This is a genomic window from Ruegeria discodermiae (genome assembly GCF_030758345.1).
In the GTDB taxonomy this organism is placed as follows: Bacteria; Pseudomonadota; Alphaproteobacteria; order Rhodobacterales; family Rhodobacteraceae; genus Ruegeria_C.
The window spans coordinates 320,926-338,939 of the sequence record NZ_JAVAMO010000005.1 but is presented as its reverse complement, the minus strand read 5'-3'; the positions used below and the strand labels follow the sequence as shown (position 1 = coordinate 338,939).

The window sequence follows — 18,014 nt, the reverse complement described above, 5'->3', positions numbered from 1 at the left end:
CCGAAGCCGAAGCCGAAGCCGAAGCCGAAGCCGAAGCCGAAGCCGAAGCCGAAGCCGAGATGAATTTCACTCCGAATTATGTAGAAAACGTTCCGGCAGAGCCGGAAAAGAAATCGGGCGGGTTTGTGCCAGCCTTGATTGGCGGTGTTCTGGCGGCTGGCATCGGGTTTGTTGCGGGCCAGGCGGGTCTGTTTGGCTCGGGTTCGGATACGAGCGGCTTGACCACACAGGTGACCACACTTGAAACCCAGCTGAAACAGCAGAGCGATGCGCTGACCGCGCTCGATCAGAAGGTCAGCGGCGCGGACACTGCCGATCTGAGCGACAAGATTGCCTCACTGGCCGCGCAGATCGATCCGATGACGAGCGACCTGGGAACGTTGACCACCCAGATACAGAACCTGTCAAAATCCCTGCTCGATCTGGAAACACGCCTGAGCGATCTGGAAAAACGACCCGTCACCGAGGGTGCCTCGAAAGAGGCGGTGGCCGCTTATGATGCGGAACTGGCCAAGCTCAAGGATACGATGGCCAGCCAGCGCAGCGAAGTCGAATCGATGATGAGGCAGGCACAGGACATCAAGGCGCAGGCCAGCGCTGATGCTCAAGCCGCCGCCAATCGCGCCGCTGCCGCGCAGCTGCGCGGCGAGTTGGAGAGCGGCGCGGCTTATGCCAAGACACTGGACGCGCTGAAATCCGGCGGTGTCGAGATCCCCGCCGCATTGGCGGCCTCTGCTACGGATGGTGTCGCCACGCTGAGCGCACTGCAGGAATCCTTTTCACCTGCCGCACGGACTGCGCTGGCGGATGCGCGCGAAACGGACAAGGGCAGCGGGTTGATGGCCTTCATCCAACGCCAGACCGGCGCCCGCTCGGTAGAGCCGCGCGATGGGTCTGACCCCGATGCGGTCCTGTCCCGCGCTGAGGCGGCGCTGACCAAAGGCGATGTCTCGACCACGCTCACCGATCTGGACGCCTTGCCGGATGCGGCGAAGGCAGCGCTGGCCGATTGGATCGCGCGCGCGACCTCCCGTCAGGAGGCGCTGAGCGCCGCTGATTCCCTGGCAACCAGCCTGAACTCGAACTGAAGGACCCGCCATGCTTTGGTCACTGCTCAAAATTCTCGTTCTGGTGGCGATTGTTGCGCTGCTGGCATTGGGTGCCGGGTATCTGATGGATACACAAGGCGGCGTGCAGATCACGATCGCCGGTACCGAATACACACTTGGGCCGCTGCAATCGGTACTCGCGCTGATCGTGCTGGTCTGCCTCGTCTGGCTGTTTTTCAAGCTGCTTACGCTGCTGATTGCGACGCTGAAATTTCTCAACGGGGATGAAACCGCGATGTCGCGCTATTTCGACCGGGGCCGCGAGCGCCGTGGCTATCAGGCGCTGGCCGATAGCGTGATGGCGCTGGCCTCGGGTGAGGGTAGCTTGGCGATGGCCAAGGCCAACAAGGCCGAAAAGCTGCTTCAGAAGCCGGAACTGACCAACCTGCTGGTGGCGCAGGCGGCCGAGTTGAACGGCGATACCAAACGCGCCGCAGAGACCTATAAGAAGCTGGTCACCAACAACGCGACCCGCTTTGTCGGTGTGCGCGGGATCATGAAGCAGAAGCTGGCAGATGGCGACGAAGAGACTGCGCGCAAGCTGGCCGAAAAGGCGCTGGAGCTGAAGCCGAAACATGGCGAGACGCAGGATGTGCTGCTGACCTTGCAGACCAAGGCACAGGACTGGGCGGGTGCCCGGTCGACGCTGACCGCCAAGCTGAAATCCGGCGCCCTGCCGCGTGACGTCTATAAGCGCCGCGATGCCGTCCTGGCCTTGTCCGAGGCCAAAGAGCTGTTGGATGAGGAAGGAACCATCGACCAGCAGGAACGCGCGATCGAGGCGAACCGTCTGTCGCCCGATCTGATCCCGGCTGCTGCGATGGCGGCGCGTGCGCACATCGCCAAGGGCAAGCCGCGCAATGCCACCAAGATCCTCAAGAAAGCATGGGAGGTTCGCCCGCATCCCGACCTTGCCCATGCCTTTGCCGAGATCGAGCCCGATGAGACGCCAGCAAACCGGGTCCGCCGCTTTTCGGCCCTGTCGCGGCTGCATCCAAACGACCCCGAGACGCGGCTTGTGATGGCTGAGTTGAACATTGTCGCAGAGGATTTCCCCGAAGCGCGCCGCGCGCTGGGCGATCTGGTCGAGATGGAGGATGCGGATGCGCGCGTCTTTACGCTGATGGCAGCGATCGAACGTGGCGAGGGTGCGTCGGATGCGGTGGTGCAGGGCTGGCTTGCCAAGGCGCTGACCGCGCCGCGTGGGCCGCAATGGGTCTGTGACAATTGCCACGACATTCAGTCTGAATGGGCGCCGATCTGTGCCAATTGCGGCAGCTTCGATACGTTGACCTGGACCGCGCCGACCAAACAGGAGGTTGCCACCGCAACCGGTGCGCAGATGTTGCCGCTGATCCTGGGCGCGCTGGAGGATAAATCCGACGAGGTAGAGGACACGCCCGAGGAGATCTCGGACGAGGCTACAATTCTGGATGGCGAGGTTCAGCCGTCTGACACGCCGGAGGCCGAGCCCCGTCCCGCCACCTGATCATTGCGCCCCGTTTTAGGATTTGGGGCGCATCGACTGTCCTTCATGAAACAGATGCACCTTGGCCGGATCTGCGGTCAGGGCGACATCGCTACCGCGCAGGTCGCGCTGGATGCCGGGCAGTTTGGCGATCACCGGTTCTGCCCCCGCGACCGGCTCAAAGTAAAGCAGGGTGACCTCACCCAGCGCTTCGGTGATGTCCACCTTGCCCTTGAAAAGGTAGTCGCTGTCGGTCGGCATCAGATCCTCGGGTCGGACGCCGATATTCACGGATTTACCATCATCACCCGCTGTTGTCGGGATATCGGAAACCGCCGTGCCGCCGCCCTCAAGCGCGATGGTTGTCCTGGCGCCGGTGCCGGTGATCGTGCCGGGCAATAGGTTCATTGCGGGTGAGCCGATGAACTGGGCGACAAACTCGTTCTCAGGCGTTTCATAGAGTTCCAGCGGCGTTCCGACCTGAGCGATGCCCTTGTTGGCCAGCACCACGATGCGGCTGGCCAGTGTCATCGCCTCGACCTGATCATGGGTCACGTAGATCATCGTGCGATCCGGCATCGCTTCTTTCAGCCGTGCAATCTCGATCCGGGTGGCGACGCGCAAGGCGGCGTCCAGGTTCGAGAGCGGCTCGTCAAACAGATACACCTTCGGGTCGCGCACGATTGAGCGGCCAATGGCCACACGCTGGCGCTGGCCGCCGGACAGTGCCTTGGGCAAGCGGTCCAAATAAGGCTCTAACTGGAGGACTTTGGCAGCTTTTTCGACGGCTGCGTCGATCTCGGACTTTGATTTCTTGGCGATCTTCAGAGCAAAGGCCATGTTGTCGCGCACGGTCATGTGCGGGTAGAGGGCATAGGACTGGAACACCATCGCGATACCGCGCTGGGCCGGGGGCACGTCGTTCATGACCTCGCCATCGATGGTCAGTTCGCCACCGGTGATCTTTTCCAGCCCGGCGATCATCCGCAGCAGGGTGGATTTGCCACAACCCGAGGGCCCGACAAAAACGATCAACTCGCCGGTTTTGATATCCAGGTTGATGTTGTTGAGAACATTGACGCTTTCGGCGTAGGTCTTTTCAACATTGGTGAGTTTCAGATCGGCCATGGTGTCAGCCCTCCGCCCGTTTCACGATCAGATACTGCCAGGCCCCGAGCATGGCATGCCGCCCCTTCGGGCTGACCGCGCCTTGCATTCCCTGACTGACGACCTGCCATGACCCGTCGGGAAGCGTGGCCACCGCCGGCTCGTCGCCAAGGTTGAAGGCGCAGAACAGCGTTTCGGACGCATCGCTGCGCTGAAAACTCAACAGGTCCTGATCCGCGCACAGATCATTCTGGCTACCGCTCTGCAGGGCCGGATGGGCATCGCGCAATGCGATGGCGCGCCGGTAATGGTGCAGCATGGCGGCGGGGTCCTGTTCCTGCCGGTCGACGGCTGCTGCCGCATGGGTCGGGCTGATCGGCAGCCAGCTTTTGCCACTACCGAAACCGGCATTTTCTGCCTGCGTTTGCCAGGCCATCGGCGTGCGGCAGCCGTCGCGGCCCTTGAACTCGGGCCAGAATTCGATGCCATAGGGGTCCTGCAAATCCTCGAATGCGACATCCGCTTCCGCCAGGCCCAACTCTTCACCCTGATAGAGGCAGACAGACCCGCGCAGGCACATCATCAGCGTGGTATAGGCGCGCAGGGCCGCATCGCTTAGATCCCAGCGGCTGGCATGGCGTTGCACGTCATGGTTCGAAAACGCCCAGCAGGCCCAACCATCCGGCGCGGCGGCCTCAAGATCTTCGAAGACCTTGACGATGCGCTCTGCCGTTGCGCGGCGCCCTTCGAGAAACTCGAACGCGTAGCACATATGCATACGCGCCTCGCCCGCTGTGTATTGCCCCATGATTTTGAGCCCGCGATGCGCATCGCCGACCTCGCCCAGACAGGCACGCGCGTCATATGCGTCGGTAAGCGCCCGCAGCCGTTCCAGAAACGCCAGGTTTTCCGGCTGGCTTTTGGAATAGAGGTGGTCCTGATGGTTATAAGGGTTCACCTGCGGCGCGATACTGTCATTGCGCGCGTCCTGCGGCAGAGGCGGGTTGTCGCGCAACTCCTTGTCATGGAAGTAGAAGTTGATCGTGTCCAGCCGGAACCCGTCGACTCCACGATCCAGCCAGAACCGGGCCACATCCAGCAAAGCGTCCTGAACCTGGGGTTCATGGAAATTGAGGTCGGGCTGCGAAGTCAGGAAGTTGTGCAGGTAATATTGCTGTCGCCGCGCATCCCACTGCCAGGCCGAGCCGCCAAAGATTGCCAACCAGTTATTGGGCGGGGTGCCATCGGGTTTCGGATCGGACCAGACGTACCAGTCGGATTTCGGATTGTCGCGCGAGGCGCGGCTCTCGGCAAACCAAGGGTGCTGATCCGAGGTGTGTGAGAGCACCAGATCGATCATCACCTTCAGACCCAACTCATGCGCACGCGCCAGCAGTGCATCGAAATCTGCGAGCGCGCCGAACATCGGGTCGACATCGCGGTAATCGCTGACATCGTAGCCGAAATCCTTCATGGGCGATTTGAAGAAAGGCGAGATCCAGATCGCATCAACGCCCAGCGAGGCCACGTAATCGAGCCGCTGGGTGATCCCGGCCAGATCGCCGATGCCATCGCCATTGCTGTCCTGAAAGCTGCGCGGATAGATCTGGTAGATCACCCCGCCGCGCCACCAATCCGCCGCGCGTTCGACCGGAACACCCGGTTGAGGAGCCATTTGAGCGTTCATGAATTTACCCTATTTGACAGAGCCGGCCAGCAATCCGCGGACCAGGTATTTTTGCATTGCGAAGAAGACCAGCAGCGGCACCGCGATCGACACGAAGGCCGCTGTGGCAAGGATTTCCCAGTTGCCGCCGCGCGTGCCCATCAACTCGACAATCTGCGCGGTCATCACCGTGGTTTGCCCCGACGCATCGATCAGGAACACTTTGGCGACCAGCAGGTCGTTCCATGTCCACAGGAACTGGAAGATCGCGAAGGATGCCAGCGCAGGGAAGCTGAGCGGCAAGATGATCTTGGTGAAGATCTGAAAATCCGTGGCCCCGTCCACCCGCGCGTTTTCGATGATGTCGCGGGGCAGACCGGCCATGTAATTCCTGAGTAGGTAGATCGCCAGTGGCAGCCCGAACCCGGTATGTGCCAGCCAGATGCCAAGATAGCTTTTGCCGATCCCCACGCCCAGATGCAGCTTCAACAGTGGGATCAGCGCCAGTTGTAAGGGCACCACCAGAAGGCCGACCACAGCCGCAATCAGCAGCGCACGACCGGGAAAATCCATCCAGGCCAGCGCATAGGCGGCAAAAGCGGCCACCAAAATGGGAATGATCGTGGCCGGGATTGTCACCGTCAGCGTGTTGAAGAACGCTTTGGCCATCCCGTCCACATTGGCCGGGTCGAACAGGATGTTTTTGTAGTTCTGGAAGGTCAGCTCAGGCGGCGTGGTTGCGGTCACGAAGACTCGCGGGCCGCGATTGCCTTCGAAGGCCTCGGTGTTCACCAAGCGGTAGCCGCCATCAGCCTGCACCGTGATCTCACCGCCGCGCCGCAACTCGGCGGTTTCCCCCGGCGTATAGGCGTCGATATCGCGCGAGGACACGCCCCAGACCGAGATGACCGCGTCGGGATTATCGCCAAAGAGGTTGCCCTCGATCACATACAGGTCGCCTTGCTGGACCTGGCTTTCCGGCGGTGCGGTGCGCAGCGTCAGGTTCTGCTCCGAGGCGAACATCGCCCGCCACCAGCCGCTTGTGGCGATCTGGTCCGCCGTGCGGAAGGAGGACACGAACAGGCCAAATGTCGGGAAGAGCCAGAGGCAGACAAGGCCCAGCACGCAGAGATTGACGATCCAGACCAGTGCCGATCTTGAGCCAGCGATATTGTTCATCTCGGCACTCCCTATTTCATCTCGGCGCGCGCGTTGCGCACATTCCAGACAAGGATCGGCATCACCAGGATCATGATCACGATGGCCGAGGCCGAGCCCACGCCCCAGTCATTGGCCCGAAACAGCTTGTCGAACATGTAATTGGCCAGCACCTGCGTCTCCCATTGCCCGTTGGTCATGGCAAAGACGATGTCGAAGACCTTGAGCACGGTGATGGTGATCGTGGTCCAGACCACCAGAATGGTGTTTTTGATCTGCGGCACCTTGATCTTGAAGAAGATCTGGAACGGGTTGGCGCCATCAACGATGGCTGCCTCAACCGTTTCCTCAGGGATGCCGCGCAGAGCGGCGGACAGGATCACCATGGCAAAGCCGGTCTGGATCCAGATCAGCACGATCATCAGAAAGAATGAGTTCCAGAACGGCGTGGTCAGCCAGGTCTGTGGCTCGGCCCCGCCTAGTGCCATGTAGATGGCATTCAGCACGCCGATCTGATCCTGCTCGACCGGGCGTGTGTCATAGACCAGCTTCCAGATCACCGCCGCGCCGACGAACGAGATCGCCATCGGCATGAAGATCAATGACTTGGCCAGATTGCCCCAGCGGATGCGGTCGGTCAGCTGCGCTGCCAGCAGGCCAAACGCGGTGGAGAGCGCAGGCACCACAATCAGCCACAGCATGTTGTTGCGCATCGCCTCCCAGAACTTCGGCTCCTGCATCATCTGCTGGTAGTTACGCAGCCCCACCCATTCATATCCACCGCCGGGCACTCGATCAGTCAGCGACAGGCGCAGCGTTTCAACAACCGGATAGGCCAGATAGAGGCCAAGCGCGAAGAGCGCTGGAAACAGGAACAGCCAGGGCCGGATCAGGTTGGCACGATTGATGTTGCGGCCCGCGTTTGGGCCACGCGCCGGGTAGAGAACCTTGTCGAGAAACTGGTTGGAGAGGTAGAAATAGCCGACACAACCGACCACTCCGATCACGATGGTCATAAGACCCTGCAGCGCTGGGCTCATCTCTCATGCTCCGGGAAAAGGGGGAAGGGTGGGGCAGCCCGGATCATGCCGGATTACCCCTGCTTTTGAGTGAGTGGGGGTTTATTGCAGAGAGTCCCAGGAGGACTGAATTTCGTCCGCGACCTCTTGCGCGTCCTTGCCGCCGGTATAGTCGACCATGCCGGTCCAGAAGGTCCCGGCGCCAACGCCGCCTGGCATCAGGTCCGACCCGTCAAACCGGAAGGTGGTCGCGCCCAGCAGGATGTCGTTCATCTTCTTGAGCGTGGGATCCGAGAAGACAGAGGTATCAACGCCCTTGTGCGGGGTCAGGAAGCCGGTGCGGGCCATCCAGATCTCATGCGCTTCGGGTGATTGCAGGTAGTTGATCAGATCATGCGCACCCTGATTGTCGTTGGTGATGGCCCAGAGTGTGCCAGCCCCCAGCACCGGGCTGCCCAGATCCTTGCCTTCATAGGCGGGGAAGTAGAAGAAATCCGCATCTTCACCCACAACAGTGCCTTCGGGGAAGAAGGCGGGGATGAAGCTTGCCTGCTTGTGCATGTAGCATTGCGGGGGCGAGCTGAAGAGGCCCTTGGGGCTGTCGCGGAAGTCGGTCGTCGCCACCGCACCCGCGCCTCCGGCGACATAGTCGTCATTGCGGGCGAAGGCCCCGAATTCCTCGATCGCGCCGATCACTGCGGGGTCGTTGAACTTGGTCTCGTTCGATACCCATGCGTCATAGACCTCGGGTGGCTGGGTGCGCAGCATCATGTCCTCAACCCAATCGGTCGCAGGCCAGCCGGTTGCGCCGCCCGACCCCAGACCGATGCACCAGGGCGTTTCGCCATCCGCCACGATCTGATCGGTAAGTTCTTTTAGCTCTTCCATGGTGGTGGGCACGTCATAGCCCGCATCTTCGAAATTCTCGGGGCTGTACCAGACCAGCGATTTCACATCGACCTTGTAGAAGAACCCATAGAGGTTATCAGCGCCGTCCGGCCCCGCGTATGTGCCCAGATCGACCCAGGATTGCCCGGCCGCGTAATTGTCGCGCACCCAGTCACCGGTGCCCTCGGCCAGCGGCGTAAGAAACCCTTCGCCTGCCATGTCAGAGGCTAGGCCGGGCTGCGGAAAGACCGCCACGTTGGGGGCCGAGCCCGCCTCGGCGTCGATGCGAATCTGTTGTTCGAAACTGTCCGACCCGACATAGGCGACCTCATGCCCGGTGGCTTCGGCGAATCCCGCCAGCACAGCCTCGACATTTTCCTGGTCGGGTCCCAACCAGGGGCCAAATACGGTCACCTTGTCGGCCTGCGCTGCGCCAGCGATCAGTGCAAGTGCTGCGGAACCCGCGAGCAATCTGTGGTCCATTGTTTCTCCTCCCATCCGCGTGGGGTGCGGTGCCTTGTTTCGGGCGCTTTCCAAAGCGCTTTGGATTTCCCTTTGTGACGTCGCGCAAGAGATTCTGTCAACACTTAGTATGAAGATTGCGTGATTAAGGGGCGATTTTGAGTGATTTTCCGCCCATCACCCAAAATAGATTGACGCGGCGTGCTATTCCTTTCACAAATTACTCATGAAAATTGAAAGCGCTTTGAGCGCCCCATGAACCTAAAAACCCTCGCCAAGAAACTGCAATTGTCGCAGACTACCGTCAGTCGTGCGCTGAACGGCTATCCCGAGGTGAGCGAGGCGACACGGCGGCGTGTCGAAGAAGCGGCGCGCGCGCATAACTATCGCCCCAACAGCCGCGCCAAAGGGTTGGCGACCGGGCGGGCAATGGTGATCGGCCATGTGATTCCGGCCTCGACCCAGCATGAGATGGTCAATCCGGTCTTTGGTGACTTTATTGCAGGGGCCTCGCGCGCCTATGCAGCATTCGGCTATGACATGATGTTCACCCGTGTCGATGACGGGGATGAGGAACAGGTCTATCACGCGCTGGTGGCGAAGGGCTCGGTCGACGGGGTCATCCTGCAGGGACCCAGGGTGAACGACGGGCGTATCCCGCTGCTCAACCGCATTGGCTTGCCGTTTATCGTGCATGGCCGTTCCTCGGGGATCGATGAAAGCTATGGCTGGGTGGATGTGAACAACAAACGTTCCTTCCAGCGGGCGACCGAGTTTCTGCTCGATCTGGGGCATAGGCGGATCGCGCTGATCAATGGGCTGGAGCAAATGGATTTCGCCCATCGCCGCCGCGAAGGGTATGTCGAAGCGCTGAAAACCGCCGGAATAGAGCCTGATCCGGCCCTGATGCGCAGTGCCGAGATGACCGAGGTTTACGGCCATCGTGAGACCCGAGAGATGCTGAAGATGGAGAATCCGCCCACCGCGATCCTCGCCGCGTCGATGATCTCGGCCATCGGGGTGCGCCGGGCCATTGACGAGGCGGGGCTGACGCTTGCACGCGATGTGTCGGTCATCACCCATGACGACGATCTGTCTTATCTGCGCAACGGTTCGGATGTGCCGATTTTCACCGCCACCCGGTCCTCAGTGCAGCAGGCCGGAGAAATTCTGTCGCGAATGCTGATCGAAAAGATCGAGCAGCCCGATGCACCTAACCAAACCCATATGCTGGAGGCCGAACTGGTGGTGGGCCGTTCAACAGGCCCCGCGCCGGAGATGAGACGATAATGCGCCATTCAAGGCAGGACTTCCCCCCCGGCTTCACCTTCGGCGCGGCCACTTCGGCCTATCAGATCGAAGGTCACGCTCTAGGCGGTGCCGGGCCGACCCACTGGGACAGCTTTGCCGCCACCCCCGGCAATGTGGTCCGTGCAGAAAACGGCGCGCGCGCCTGCGAGCATTACCTGCGCTATGAAGACGACCTCGATCTGGTCGCGGCGGCAGGTTTCGACGCCTACCGCTTTTCCACCAGCTGGGCGCGGGTGCTGCCGGAGGTGCGCGGCGCGGTAAATACCGAGGGGCTGGATTTCTACGACCGCCTGGTCGATGCGATGCTGGCGCGCGGGATCAAGCCGCTCGCTACGCTATATCATTGGGAATTGCCCTCGCCCCTGGCCGATCTGGGCGGCTGGCGCAATCGCGACATCGCCGGTTGGTTCGCTGATTTCACCGAGATCATCATGGGCCGGATCGGCGACCGTGTGCATTCAGTCGCCCCGATCAACGAGCCATGGTGTGTGGGCTGGCTGAGCCATTTCCTTGGCCATCACGCACCGGGTCTGCGCGACATCCGCGCCACCGCCCGCGCCATGCATCATGTGATGCTCGCGCATGGGCGCGCCATTCAAGCGATGCGGGCGCTGGGCATGGATAATCTGGGCGCTGTGTTCAACATGGAATGGGCCGAACCCGCCGATAGCTCGCCCGAGGCACGGCAGGCTGCCGATCTTTATGACGGCTATTACAACCACTTCTTCCTGAGCGGCGTGTTCAAGAAATGCTATCCCGAGAATGTGCTGGCCGGTTTAGGGCCGCATATGCCCGAGAACTGGCAGGATGACTTTGACACCATCAGTACACCGGTCGACTGGTGCGGGGTGAACTACTACACCCGCAAACTCATCGCGCCGGATGACGGACCTTGGCCGCATCATCACGAGGTGCCCGGCCCGCTGCCCAAAACCCAGATGGGGTGGGAGATCTATCCGCAGGGCCTCTATGATTTCCTGAAGCGTACCGCGCGCGACTATACCGGCGACCTGCCAATCTACGTGACCGAAAACGGCATGGCCAATGACGACAGGCTCAAGGACGGCGCAGTGCCGGATCAGATGCGGATCGACTATCTGAACGACCATCTGGACGCGGTCAAAACCGCCATCGCAGAGGGCGTTCCGGTCGCGGGCTACATGGTCTGGTCGCTGCTGGACAACTACGAATGGGCGTTGGGATATGAAAAACGCTTTGGCCTAGTGCACGTGGATTTCGAGAATCTGACGCGCACGCCCAAGGCCTCTTACCACGCGCTAGCGGCGATGTTGCGCTAGGCCGCGCAGCACACGTCCTTGCGAGCGGGACGAAACAACTCTTTGCTTTGCACCGATGCGCCCCATTTGTTAGTCAAATGAGACACGACATCGGGGGTATCATGAGCCGATATTTCAAAGACCCGGACGCGATTGCCGCGCTTTCGCCCGAAGAATTCCACGTCACCCAGCGCAGCGGCACCGAACGCCCCGGCACCGGCAAGCATCTGGGCAATAAGGAACCGGGCATCTATGTCTGCATCGTGTCGGGTGAGCCGCTATTCGCCTCGGCCCATAAATACGAGTCCGGTTGCGGTTGGCCGAGCTTCACCAAACCCATCGAGCCTGCCCATGTGCAGGAGCTGGAAGACCGGACGCTGGGCATGATCCGCACCGAGGTCCGCTCGACCCATGGTGACAGCCATCTGGGCCATGTGTTCCCGGACGGGCCGCGCGAACATGGCGGGCTGCGCTACTGTATCAACTCGGCTTCGCTGCGCTTCATCCACCGCGATGATTTGGAAGCGGAAGGCTATGGGGAATATCTGGACCAAGTGGAGGATATCGCATGACAAGTGAACGCGCCGTACTGGCTGGCGGATGTTTCTGGGGAATGCAGGACCTGATCCGCAAACTACCTGGAGTGTCCAACACCCGTGTGGGATATACCGGTGGGGATGTGCCCAACGCGACCTATCGCAATCACGGCACCCATGCCGAAGGGATCGAGATCATGTTTGATCCTGCCGTGATCAGCTATCGCGACCTACTGGCCTTCTTTTTCCAGATCCATGACCCCACCACGCTGAACCGGCAGGGCAATGATCTGGGTCTCAGCTATCGTTCCGCCATCTATTATGTGGACGAGGCCCAGAGACAGACCGCGATTGACACCATTGCCGACGTGAATGCTTCGGGTCTCTGGCCTGGAACGGTGGTGACCGAACTGGAGCCTGTCGGCGATTTCTGGGAGGCCGAGCCGGAGCATCAGGATTATCTGGAACGTGTCCCCAACGGCTATACCTGCCACTTCCCGCGCCCCGACTGGGTGCTACCGAAACGTATGGATGCCGCTGAATAGGCTCTGTTTTAGCCCGAGGCCACGCGGGGTCGCCCGCTGGCCTCGACCGTAAGGGTTGCTTCGACAAACACATCGCGCGCTTCGACCTGAGCGGTGCGGATGTCGCGCGTGGCGATCAGGCGGATATCCTCGGCGCCTGCCGCGCGCGCTTCGGCCTGCGCAACGCTTCGTAGCGTGTCTTCGAGCATCGACATGGCGGCGTCAGGGTCGCCAAAGTCACGCGGGCCGCTGTCCAGGTGCACCCGATACTTGCCCTCTGACGGCGCGGTGACAACGCCGCTGCGCCGAAAGGTGACACGGCCCACAACGGCACCGATTGCATTCGCCACGCCCGCATGGTCCGGCAGCACCATGCGGCAACGCAGTCGCTCTCCCACTGCCGGGTAGTAGGTCGGGGCCGAGGCGCCCAGTCCAATGACATCGACGTTCAGCCAGGTATCAAGGGCCAGCAAACCGCGATGCGCCGACAGGCCCTTGCGGGTCAGAACGTGACGCGCCAAATGGTTCGGCGGTATACCAAATTCTGCCGTTTCTTCGGCAAATGCCGCCTCGAGCAGAGTCTCCACCGTCTGTTCGGTCAACTGGTCGATGATCATGCGCGCTATATCCTGCGCCTCGGCGGCAAGGCGATTGCCCGAGCCGATCCGTTTGCGCGCGACAAGTGTCAGGGCCTTTTCTGCGGCGTCCCTGTCCCAGACCGACAAGGTGCCGAGAACGTGACAGGCATCAGTCGGGGTCACCGCCGACACCTGCGCCAGCCCGCGATCCACCAAACGGTTCAGCGCAGCGTGGTCCATCCGTGTGCGCAGCAGTGCGCCCATCGGGTGCACCGCGTCGCCGATCCGGTCCAGCAGGGCTTGCTCACGCGGCCCGAGCCCGCCAGCTTCCATCCCGGCCACGGCGCGGACAAAGCGGGCATCATGCTCGCCCGGCGTTGGCGCGCGCAGTTGGGCATCAAGGCTGTCATGAACAACCTCGGGCGCCGTTTGCGCGATAAGTGAGACCGGTAGTACCCGGCGCGGGCCGAGCAGGACGCCGCCGCGCAACCCTTCGGCCTGCACGTGAACTTGACTGTCCCCGCCCAGACCGCCGGTGCGCATCGCGACCGCCTCGACCATGGTGCGGAACGCGCCCACCCGTGCGCCTGCCGGGTCAATGGCAGGTTTGCCATCTCGGATCAGGGCAACATCCGTGGTGGTGCCGCCTATATCCGAGACCAGCGCATCCTGCGCACGGGTCAGCCAGCGCGCGCCCACGATTGAGGCTGCCGGGCCGCTGAGAATGGTCTCAATCGGTCGTGCCCGCGCCTGTTCTGCCGACATCAGCGCCCCGTCGCCACGCACCACCATCATCGGCGCGGTGACGCCCAACTCTCCCAGCACATCCTGTGCCCGGCCAATCAACCGGTCGATCATGCCGATCAGGCGCGCATTCAACACTGCCGTGACCGCCCGCTTCGGCCCGTTCAGCTTGGCCGAGAGCTGATGCGAACAGGTGACCGGAACGCCGGTCCGCGCACGAATGATACGCGCAGCTTCCAACTCATGCGCGGGGTTTCGGGTGGCAAACTGGGCCGCAACCGCATAGCCGGAAACGCCACTATCAGTCTCTAAAAAGGCAGAAAGCGCGTCTGTGTCCAAGGCGGCGGCCTCACTCCCCGCATGGCTGTGCCCGCCCGCAATGACCAGCGCCGGGTCGCCTTTCAGAGCGTCCCGCAGCCCGTGCCGGTCCAGATCGCTGTCCCGGAACCCGATATAGATCAGGGCGACGCGCCCGCCCTGGCCCTCAACCAGCGCATTGGTGGCAAGGGTGGTCGACAAGGATGCCAGCGCGATCTGATCCGCGCCCACATCCGCGCTGTCCAGCACCGCGCGCACGGCGGCTCCGACGCCAATCGCCAGATCGGACCGCGTGGTCAGCGCCTTGGCGCTTGCCACCACCTCGGTCTCGTCCCGCACCAACACCGCATCGGTATAGGTGCCGCCCGTATCCACCCCCAAAGCAAGGGTCATGCCTGCCTCCTGCATCCTGCCAGCCGAGAGGTAGAGCGCGATTGTCGAAACATCCAGCCTGTTTGCGTCATTTATGACAAGCGCCCGACAGCCCAGGATGCCGCGTCAGCGACCGCCGCGTCGGGATCGTTCAGCAAGGCCTGCGCGACGTGCTTCAGCGCCGCATCATCCGAGTTGCCGATGGCATAGAGCACATTGCGCACAAACCGGTCCCGCCCGATCCGTTTGATTGGCGAGCCAGAAAACTTCGCACGAAACCCGGCATCATCCAACGCAGCGAGTTCTGCCAGATCAGGGGCGCGCAGGTCGTCGCGCGCCGCATAGCGCAGATCGCTGGCCGCTACCGCGAACTTGTTCCACGGGCAGGCGGCAAGACAGTCGTCGCAGCCATAAATCCGGTTGCCCAGCTTGTCGCGCAGCGCGACATCTACCGGTCCTTTATGCTCGATCGTCAGATAAGAAATGCAGCGCCGCGCATCCAACTGGTAGGGGGCGGGAAACGCATCGGTCGGGCAAACGTCCAGACAGGCGCGGCACGACCCGCAGCGATCGGGCTCGGCCGGATCAGTGGGCAGGTCAAGCGTGGTAAAAACAGAGCCTATAAAGGCCCAATTGCCCCAATCGCGGCTGACAAGATTGGTGTGTTTACCCTGCCAGCCCAGCCCGGCTGCCTGCCCCAAAGCCTTCTCAGGCACCGGTGCCGTATCGACAAACACCTTCACCTCGCCGCCCGCCTCGCCGATCAGCCAGCGCGCCAACCGCTTGAGGCGTTTTTTGACCAGATCGTGGTAGTCCTTGTTCTGCGCATAGACTGAGATCGCGCCCTTGTCCCGTTGCTCCAGAACGTCGCGCGGATCGTGATCCGGGGCATAGCTTTCGGCCAGCATGATCACGGTTTTCGCCTCGGGCCATAAAGCCTGTGGATCGCCGCGCCAATGTGTTCGCTCGGCCATCCAGCCCATCTGCCCGTGATAGCCCGCCTCGATAAACCGCGCCAATTGCCCCGGTACTTCGGGCACATCCCATGGTCGGCAAAGACGGCAGGACACGAACCCTTCGGTCCGGGCCTGTTGCACCAGTTTCGCCTTTAACCCCGATCCGATTTTCATCCGGCTAAAATATCTGCCGCATTGCCTTGGTCAACACCTGGCCTCAACACCGCGCGCGACGTGTGTCTCCCTCGGGTTGCTGGGCCGGGGCCATAGCTCTCTGGTCATTCGCGGACCTCGCCCGCTTGGACGTAATCAATCATAGCTGAGCGACAGGGTTTCTGACATTGGCAGCGACTGGCAGGTCAAGACCGCCCCTTCTGCAATCTCCACGTCCTCCAGCGCCATGCGGGCACGCATGTGGATATCGCCTTTGGTCAGCCGGGCGCGGCAGGCACCGCAAACTCCGGACTGGCAGGAAAACGGAGGTTTCAAACCCGAGGATCTGGCCGCGTCGAGAATAGTTTGCCCCTTGGCTATGCCGATGGCGTGTTGAGTGCCGCCGAGCGTGATTTCTGCCGTTGCCGCCATGCCTTCGACGCTGGTGTCAAACTCTGCCGCGCCTCCGTAGCTTTCCATGTGGATGCGGTTTGCGGGCACGTCGAGCGACATCAGCGCGTATTTGACGGCCCTGTTCATCCCGCCCGGCCCGCAGATATAGTACTGCGTGTCCTGGGCATAAGGCGGGTTCTCGGCGATCAGTGCCTTGATCGCGGGTTTGTCGATGATGCCCTTGCGCCAGTAATCGGCGGAGGACCAGAAGCCGGGTTTGGAAAAGATGTGGTGGATCGTCATCCGGTCGGGGTTGGCTTCCCAGACCCTGTTCAGATCATCCTGCAACAGAATGGATTTCTCGTTGGTGTTGCCATAGGCCAGATGCGCGTAGGAGTTGGGTTCCGCCGCCATCACCGAGCTGAGCATCGCATAAAGCGGGGTGATGCCCGAGCCCGCGCCAAAGAAGTAATGTGTGCGGCGTGCCGTTGCGCCGGGATCGAGGCAGAACCCGCCGAAGGGCGGCATCACGTCGATCACGTCGCCCTTTCGTACATTGTCGTTGATGTGGTTGCTGACTACGCCGTCCCGGACCCGCTTCACGGTGATCCGAAGCGGGTCACCGGTGAAGGGTGAGGACGAAATCGAGTAGCTGCGGCGCTGTTCCTCTCCGTTCACCATGAAGCGGAACGACAGGTGCTGGCCGGGCCGCCAAGCGAAGGTTTCGCGCAGGGCGTCGGGCACGTCGAACATGACCGTCCTGGCCATGCCGCCGATTTCCTCGCTTGTGTCCAGAACGATCAGCGGGTGGAAATTGCGCGCGCTCATCTGGCGTCTCCCAACCATTCCAGAACGACCTTCTGGTGGTCGACCACGGGGCTTTCGCCGACGGCGGCGGGGCCGACCTCAAAATAGGGAGACTTCAGCGATTTCTGCTGTTGTTCGCAGGCGTAGATTTCCTCGCCGGTGAAGTCGCCCGCGACCATTGGGTCATCCTCGCTCATGGCGTCATGGTCTTCGTATTTCCCGCTGAGGCCAAACTTGGTCCAGAAGTTCGAGGACCGCATTTCCTGCTTGGCAAACTCCCAGCCCGAGCTGTTCGATACCCGCCCGCGATTTGTGACGCGGGTCAGTTCAGGGCCCAGCGGTTCGACGATGAAGACGTTCCAGCCGTCCTCGGACCCGGCCAGCCCGATCCCCGGGAACAGCATCGGTACCCAGGCGCCGTTCATGTCCTCGGGGATCACCCGTGGCGCAATGAGCTTGCTTTCCTGATCCTTCAGGAATGCCTCGACCGGCGGCTCCCAGAACATGTAGTGGGGGCCTTCCCAGTGGTATTTCGCTGCCTTGTGGTCATACATCTGCAGCGTGTTCGAATGCAGGTGGCTCAGGTGGTAGACGTCGATGTAGTTCTCGACCACCACCTTCCAGTTGGCCTTGATCTCGTAGCTGTTGTTCAGCTCTTCGTATTCGACCAGTTCCTCGGGAATATGCGGGCCGATATGCGGCTCGACCGGCCCGAACCATTCGGCGATGGAGGGCGCGTCGGGGTCGGGATGCACAAAGATCATCGACTTCCAGATATCGACCTTGGCGGGTTTGAGGCCCAGGCAGGATTTGTCGACCTGACCGAATTCTTCCTGTTCTTCGGGCACCGACACCAAGTTGCCTTCCAGATCATAGGTCCAGTCGTGATAGGGGCAGGTCAGCGCCTTTTGCGTCTTGCCGACGGCGCGGATCAGTTGCGTGCCCCGGTGGCGGCAGATGTTGTGAAACGCGCGCAGGCGGCGGTCGCGACCGATCACAATGAAGATGTTGTTCAGCCCGGCCTGAACCGTGATGAACTGGCCGGGTTCGCTGATATCCTCCATGAAGCCTGCATAGCGCCAAGTTTTCGAAAAGATATCGCGCATTTCGCGATCGAACCACGCCTGCGAGGTATAGGCCTCAACAGGCAACAAGTGCAGCATTCGAC

General features: G+C 61.5%; 15 protein-coding genes. 6 read left to right on the top strand and 9 right to left on the bottom strand.

Features of this window, described 5'->3' with window-relative positions:
• Positions 1 to 1,088 (top strand): COG4223 family protein (locus tag Q5Y75_RS14725; protein WP_306198745.1); only part of this gene is annotated, 1,088 nt, incomplete at its 5' end.
• A 10-nt stretch (positions 1,089 to 1,098) separates the two neighbouring features.
• Positions 1,099 to 2,598, top strand: coding sequence for a heme biosynthesis protein HemY (locus tag Q5Y75_RS14720; RefSeq protein WP_306198743.1), 1,500 nt, complete (start codon positions 1,099 to 1,101; stop codon positions 2,596 to 2,598).
• A gap of 15 nt (positions 2,599 to 2,613) precedes the next feature.
• Here the strand turns inward: Q5Y75_RS14720 and Q5Y75_RS14715 are convergent, their stop codons facing one another.
• The 5 genes from Q5Y75_RS14715 to Q5Y75_RS14695 all read right to left on the bottom strand — a co-directional run bounded on the left by Q5Y75_RS14715 (position 2,614) and on the right by Q5Y75_RS14695 (position 8,898).
• The gene (locus Q5Y75_RS14715) at positions 2,614 to 3,705 is read right to left on the bottom strand and encodes an ABC transporter ATP-binding protein (protein WP_306198739.1); all 1,092 of its coding nucleotides are present in this window, start codon (positions 3,703 to 3,705) and stop codon (positions 2,614 to 2,616) included.
• A gap of 4 nt (positions 3,706 to 3,709) precedes the next feature.
• Positions 3,710 to 5,371 carry an alpha-amylase family glycosyl hydrolase gene (locus tag Q5Y75_RS14710; RefSeq protein WP_306198737.1) on the bottom strand — a complete coding sequence of 554 codons (1,662 nt, stop codon included), beginning with the start codon at positions 5,369 to 5,371 and terminating at the stop codon, positions 3,710 to 3,712.
• A gap of 9 nt (positions 5,372 to 5,380) precedes the next feature.
• The gene (locus Q5Y75_RS14705; RefSeq protein WP_306198734.1) at positions 5,381 to 6,529 is read right to left on the bottom strand and encodes a carbohydrate ABC transporter permease; all 1,149 of its coding nucleotides are present in this window, start codon (positions 6,527 to 6,529) and stop codon (positions 5,381 to 5,383) included.
• 11 nt (positions 6,530 to 6,540) lie between these two features.
• Positions 6,541 to 7,548 carry a carbohydrate ABC transporter permease gene (locus Q5Y75_RS14700; RefSeq protein WP_306198731.1) on the bottom strand — a complete coding sequence of 336 codons (1,008 nt, stop codon included), beginning with the start codon at positions 7,546 to 7,548 and terminating at the stop codon, positions 6,541 to 6,543.
• Between the two features lie 81 nt (positions 7,549 to 7,629).
• A complete protein-coding gene (locus tag Q5Y75_RS14695) occupies positions 7,630 to 8,898 on the bottom strand; it encodes an ABC transporter substrate-binding protein (protein WP_306198730.1) in 1,269 nt (422 codons plus the stop codon).
• A gap of 234 nt (positions 8,899 to 9,132) precedes the next feature.
• Between Q5Y75_RS14695 and Q5Y75_RS14690 the strand changes: the two genes are divergently transcribed.
• The 4 genes from Q5Y75_RS14690 to msrA all read left to right on the top strand — a co-directional run bounded on the left by Q5Y75_RS14690 (position 9,133) and on the right by msrA (position 12,546).
• Complete coding sequence (locus Q5Y75_RS14690; RefSeq protein ID WP_306198728.1) at positions 9,133 to 10,167, top strand: LacI family DNA-binding transcriptional regulator; 1,035 nt, start codon at positions 9,133 to 9,135, stop codon at positions 10,165 to 10,167.
• A complete protein-coding gene (locus Q5Y75_RS14685) occupies positions 10,167 to 11,486 on the top strand; it encodes a GH1 family beta-glucosidase (protein WP_306198725.1) in 1,320 nt (439 codons plus the stop codon). The genes Q5Y75_RS14690 and Q5Y75_RS14685 overlap by 1 nt, the downstream gene beginning before the upstream one ends.
• Positions 11,487 to 11,587: 101 nt before the next feature.
• A complete protein-coding gene (msrB, locus tag Q5Y75_RS14680; RefSeq protein WP_306198722.1) occupies positions 11,588 to 12,037 on the top strand; it encodes a peptide-methionine (R)-S-oxide reductase MsrB in 450 nt (149 codons plus the stop codon).
• Positions 12,034 to 12,546 (top strand): peptide-methionine (S)-S-oxide reductase MsrA, encoded by a 513-nt coding sequence (msrA, locus tag Q5Y75_RS14675; protein WP_306198718.1) that lies wholly within the window; start codon positions 12,034 to 12,036, stop codon positions 12,544 to 12,546. The genes msrB and msrA overlap by 4 nt, the downstream gene beginning before the upstream one ends.
• A gap of 8 nt (positions 12,547 to 12,554) precedes the next feature.
• Here msrA and Q5Y75_RS14670 read toward each other — a convergent pair whose 3' ends face one another.
• The 4 genes from Q5Y75_RS14670 to Q5Y75_RS14655 all read right to left on the bottom strand — a co-directional run bounded on the left by Q5Y75_RS14670 (position 12,555) and on the right by Q5Y75_RS14655 (position 18,009).
• Positions 12,555 to 14,558, bottom strand: coding sequence for a hydantoinase/oxoprolinase N-terminal domain-containing protein (locus Q5Y75_RS14670; protein ID WP_306198715.1), 2,004 nt, complete (start codon positions 14,556 to 14,558; stop codon positions 12,555 to 12,557).
• 71 nt (positions 14,559 to 14,629) lie between these two features.
• Positions 14,630 to 15,667: a tRNA epoxyqueuosine(34) reductase QueG gene (gene queG / locus Q5Y75_RS14665; protein WP_306198712.1), complete on the bottom strand. Its 1,038-nt coding sequence runs from the start codon at positions 15,665 to 15,667 to the stop codon at positions 14,630 to 14,632.
• Positions 15,668 to 15,802: 135 nt separating this feature from the next.
• Positions 15,803 to 16,867 carry a ferredoxin--NADP reductase gene (locus Q5Y75_RS14660; protein ID WP_306198710.1) on the bottom strand — a complete coding sequence of 355 codons (1,065 nt, stop codon included), beginning with the start codon at positions 16,865 to 16,867 and terminating at the stop codon, positions 15,803 to 15,805.
• On the bottom strand, positions 16,864 to 18,009 hold the full coding sequence (locus tag Q5Y75_RS14655) for an aromatic ring-hydroxylating oxygenase subunit alpha (protein ID WP_306198767.1): 1,146 nt from the start codon (positions 18,007 to 18,009) through the stop codon (positions 16,864 to 16,866). The genes Q5Y75_RS14660 and Q5Y75_RS14655 overlap by 4 nt, the downstream gene beginning before the upstream one ends.
• Between the last annotated feature and the right edge of the window lie 5 nt (positions 18,010 to 18,014).

Bases quoted from the DNA above. Each gene is read 5' to 3' on its own strand.
- Q5Y75_RS14685 (WP_306198725.1), top strand. From the start codon at position 10,167: ATGCGCCATTCAAGGCAGGACTTCCCCCCCGGCTTCACCTTCGGCGCG.
- Q5Y75_RS14695 (WP_306198730.1), bottom strand. From the start codon at position 8,898: ATGGACCACAGATTGCTCGCGGGTTCCGCAGCACTTGCACTGATCGCT.
- Q5Y75_RS14655 (WP_306198767.1), bottom strand. From the start codon at position 18,009: ATGCTGCACTTGTTGCCTGTTGAGGCCTATACCTCGCAGGCGTGGTTC.
- Q5Y75_RS14710 (WP_306198737.1), bottom strand. From the start codon at position 5,371: ATGAACGCTCAAATGGCTCCTCAACCGGGTGTTCCGGTCGAACGCGCG.
- Q5Y75_RS14690 (WP_306198728.1), top strand. From the start codon at position 9,133: ATGAACCTAAAAACCCTCGCCAAGAAACTGCAATTGTCGCAGACTACC.
- Q5Y75_RS14670 (WP_306198715.1), bottom strand. From the start codon at position 14,558: ATGACCCTTGCTTTGGGGGTGGATACGGGCGGCACCTATACCGATGCG.
- msrB (WP_306198722.1), top strand. From the start codon at position 11,588: ATGAGCCGATATTTCAAAGACCCGGACGCGATTGCCGCGCTTTCGCCC.
- queG (WP_306198712.1), bottom strand. From the start codon at position 15,667: ATGAAAATCGGATCGGGGTTAAAGGCGAAACTGGTGCAACAGGCCCGG.
- msrA (WP_306198718.1), top strand. From the start codon at position 12,034: ATGACAAGTGAACGCGCCGTACTGGCTGGCGGATGTTTCTGGGGAATG.
- Q5Y75_RS14700 (WP_306198731.1), bottom strand. From the start codon at position 7,548: ATGAGCCCAGCGCTGCAGGGTCTTATGACCATCGTGATCGGAGTGGTC.
- Q5Y75_RS14660 (WP_306198710.1), bottom strand. From the start codon at position 16,867: ATGAGCGCGCGCAATTTCCACCCGCTGATCGTTCTGGACACAAGCGAG.
- Q5Y75_RS14715 (WP_306198739.1), bottom strand. From the start codon at position 3,705: ATGGCCGATCTGAAACTCACCAATGTTGAAAAGACCTACGCCGAAAGC.
- Q5Y75_RS14705 (WP_306198734.1), bottom strand. From the start codon at position 6,529: ATGAACAATATCGCTGGCTCAAGATCGGCACTGGTCTGGATCGTCAAT.
- Q5Y75_RS14720 (WP_306198743.1), top strand. From the start codon at position 1,099: ATGCTTTGGTCACTGCTCAAAATTCTCGTTCTGGTGGCGATTGTTGCG.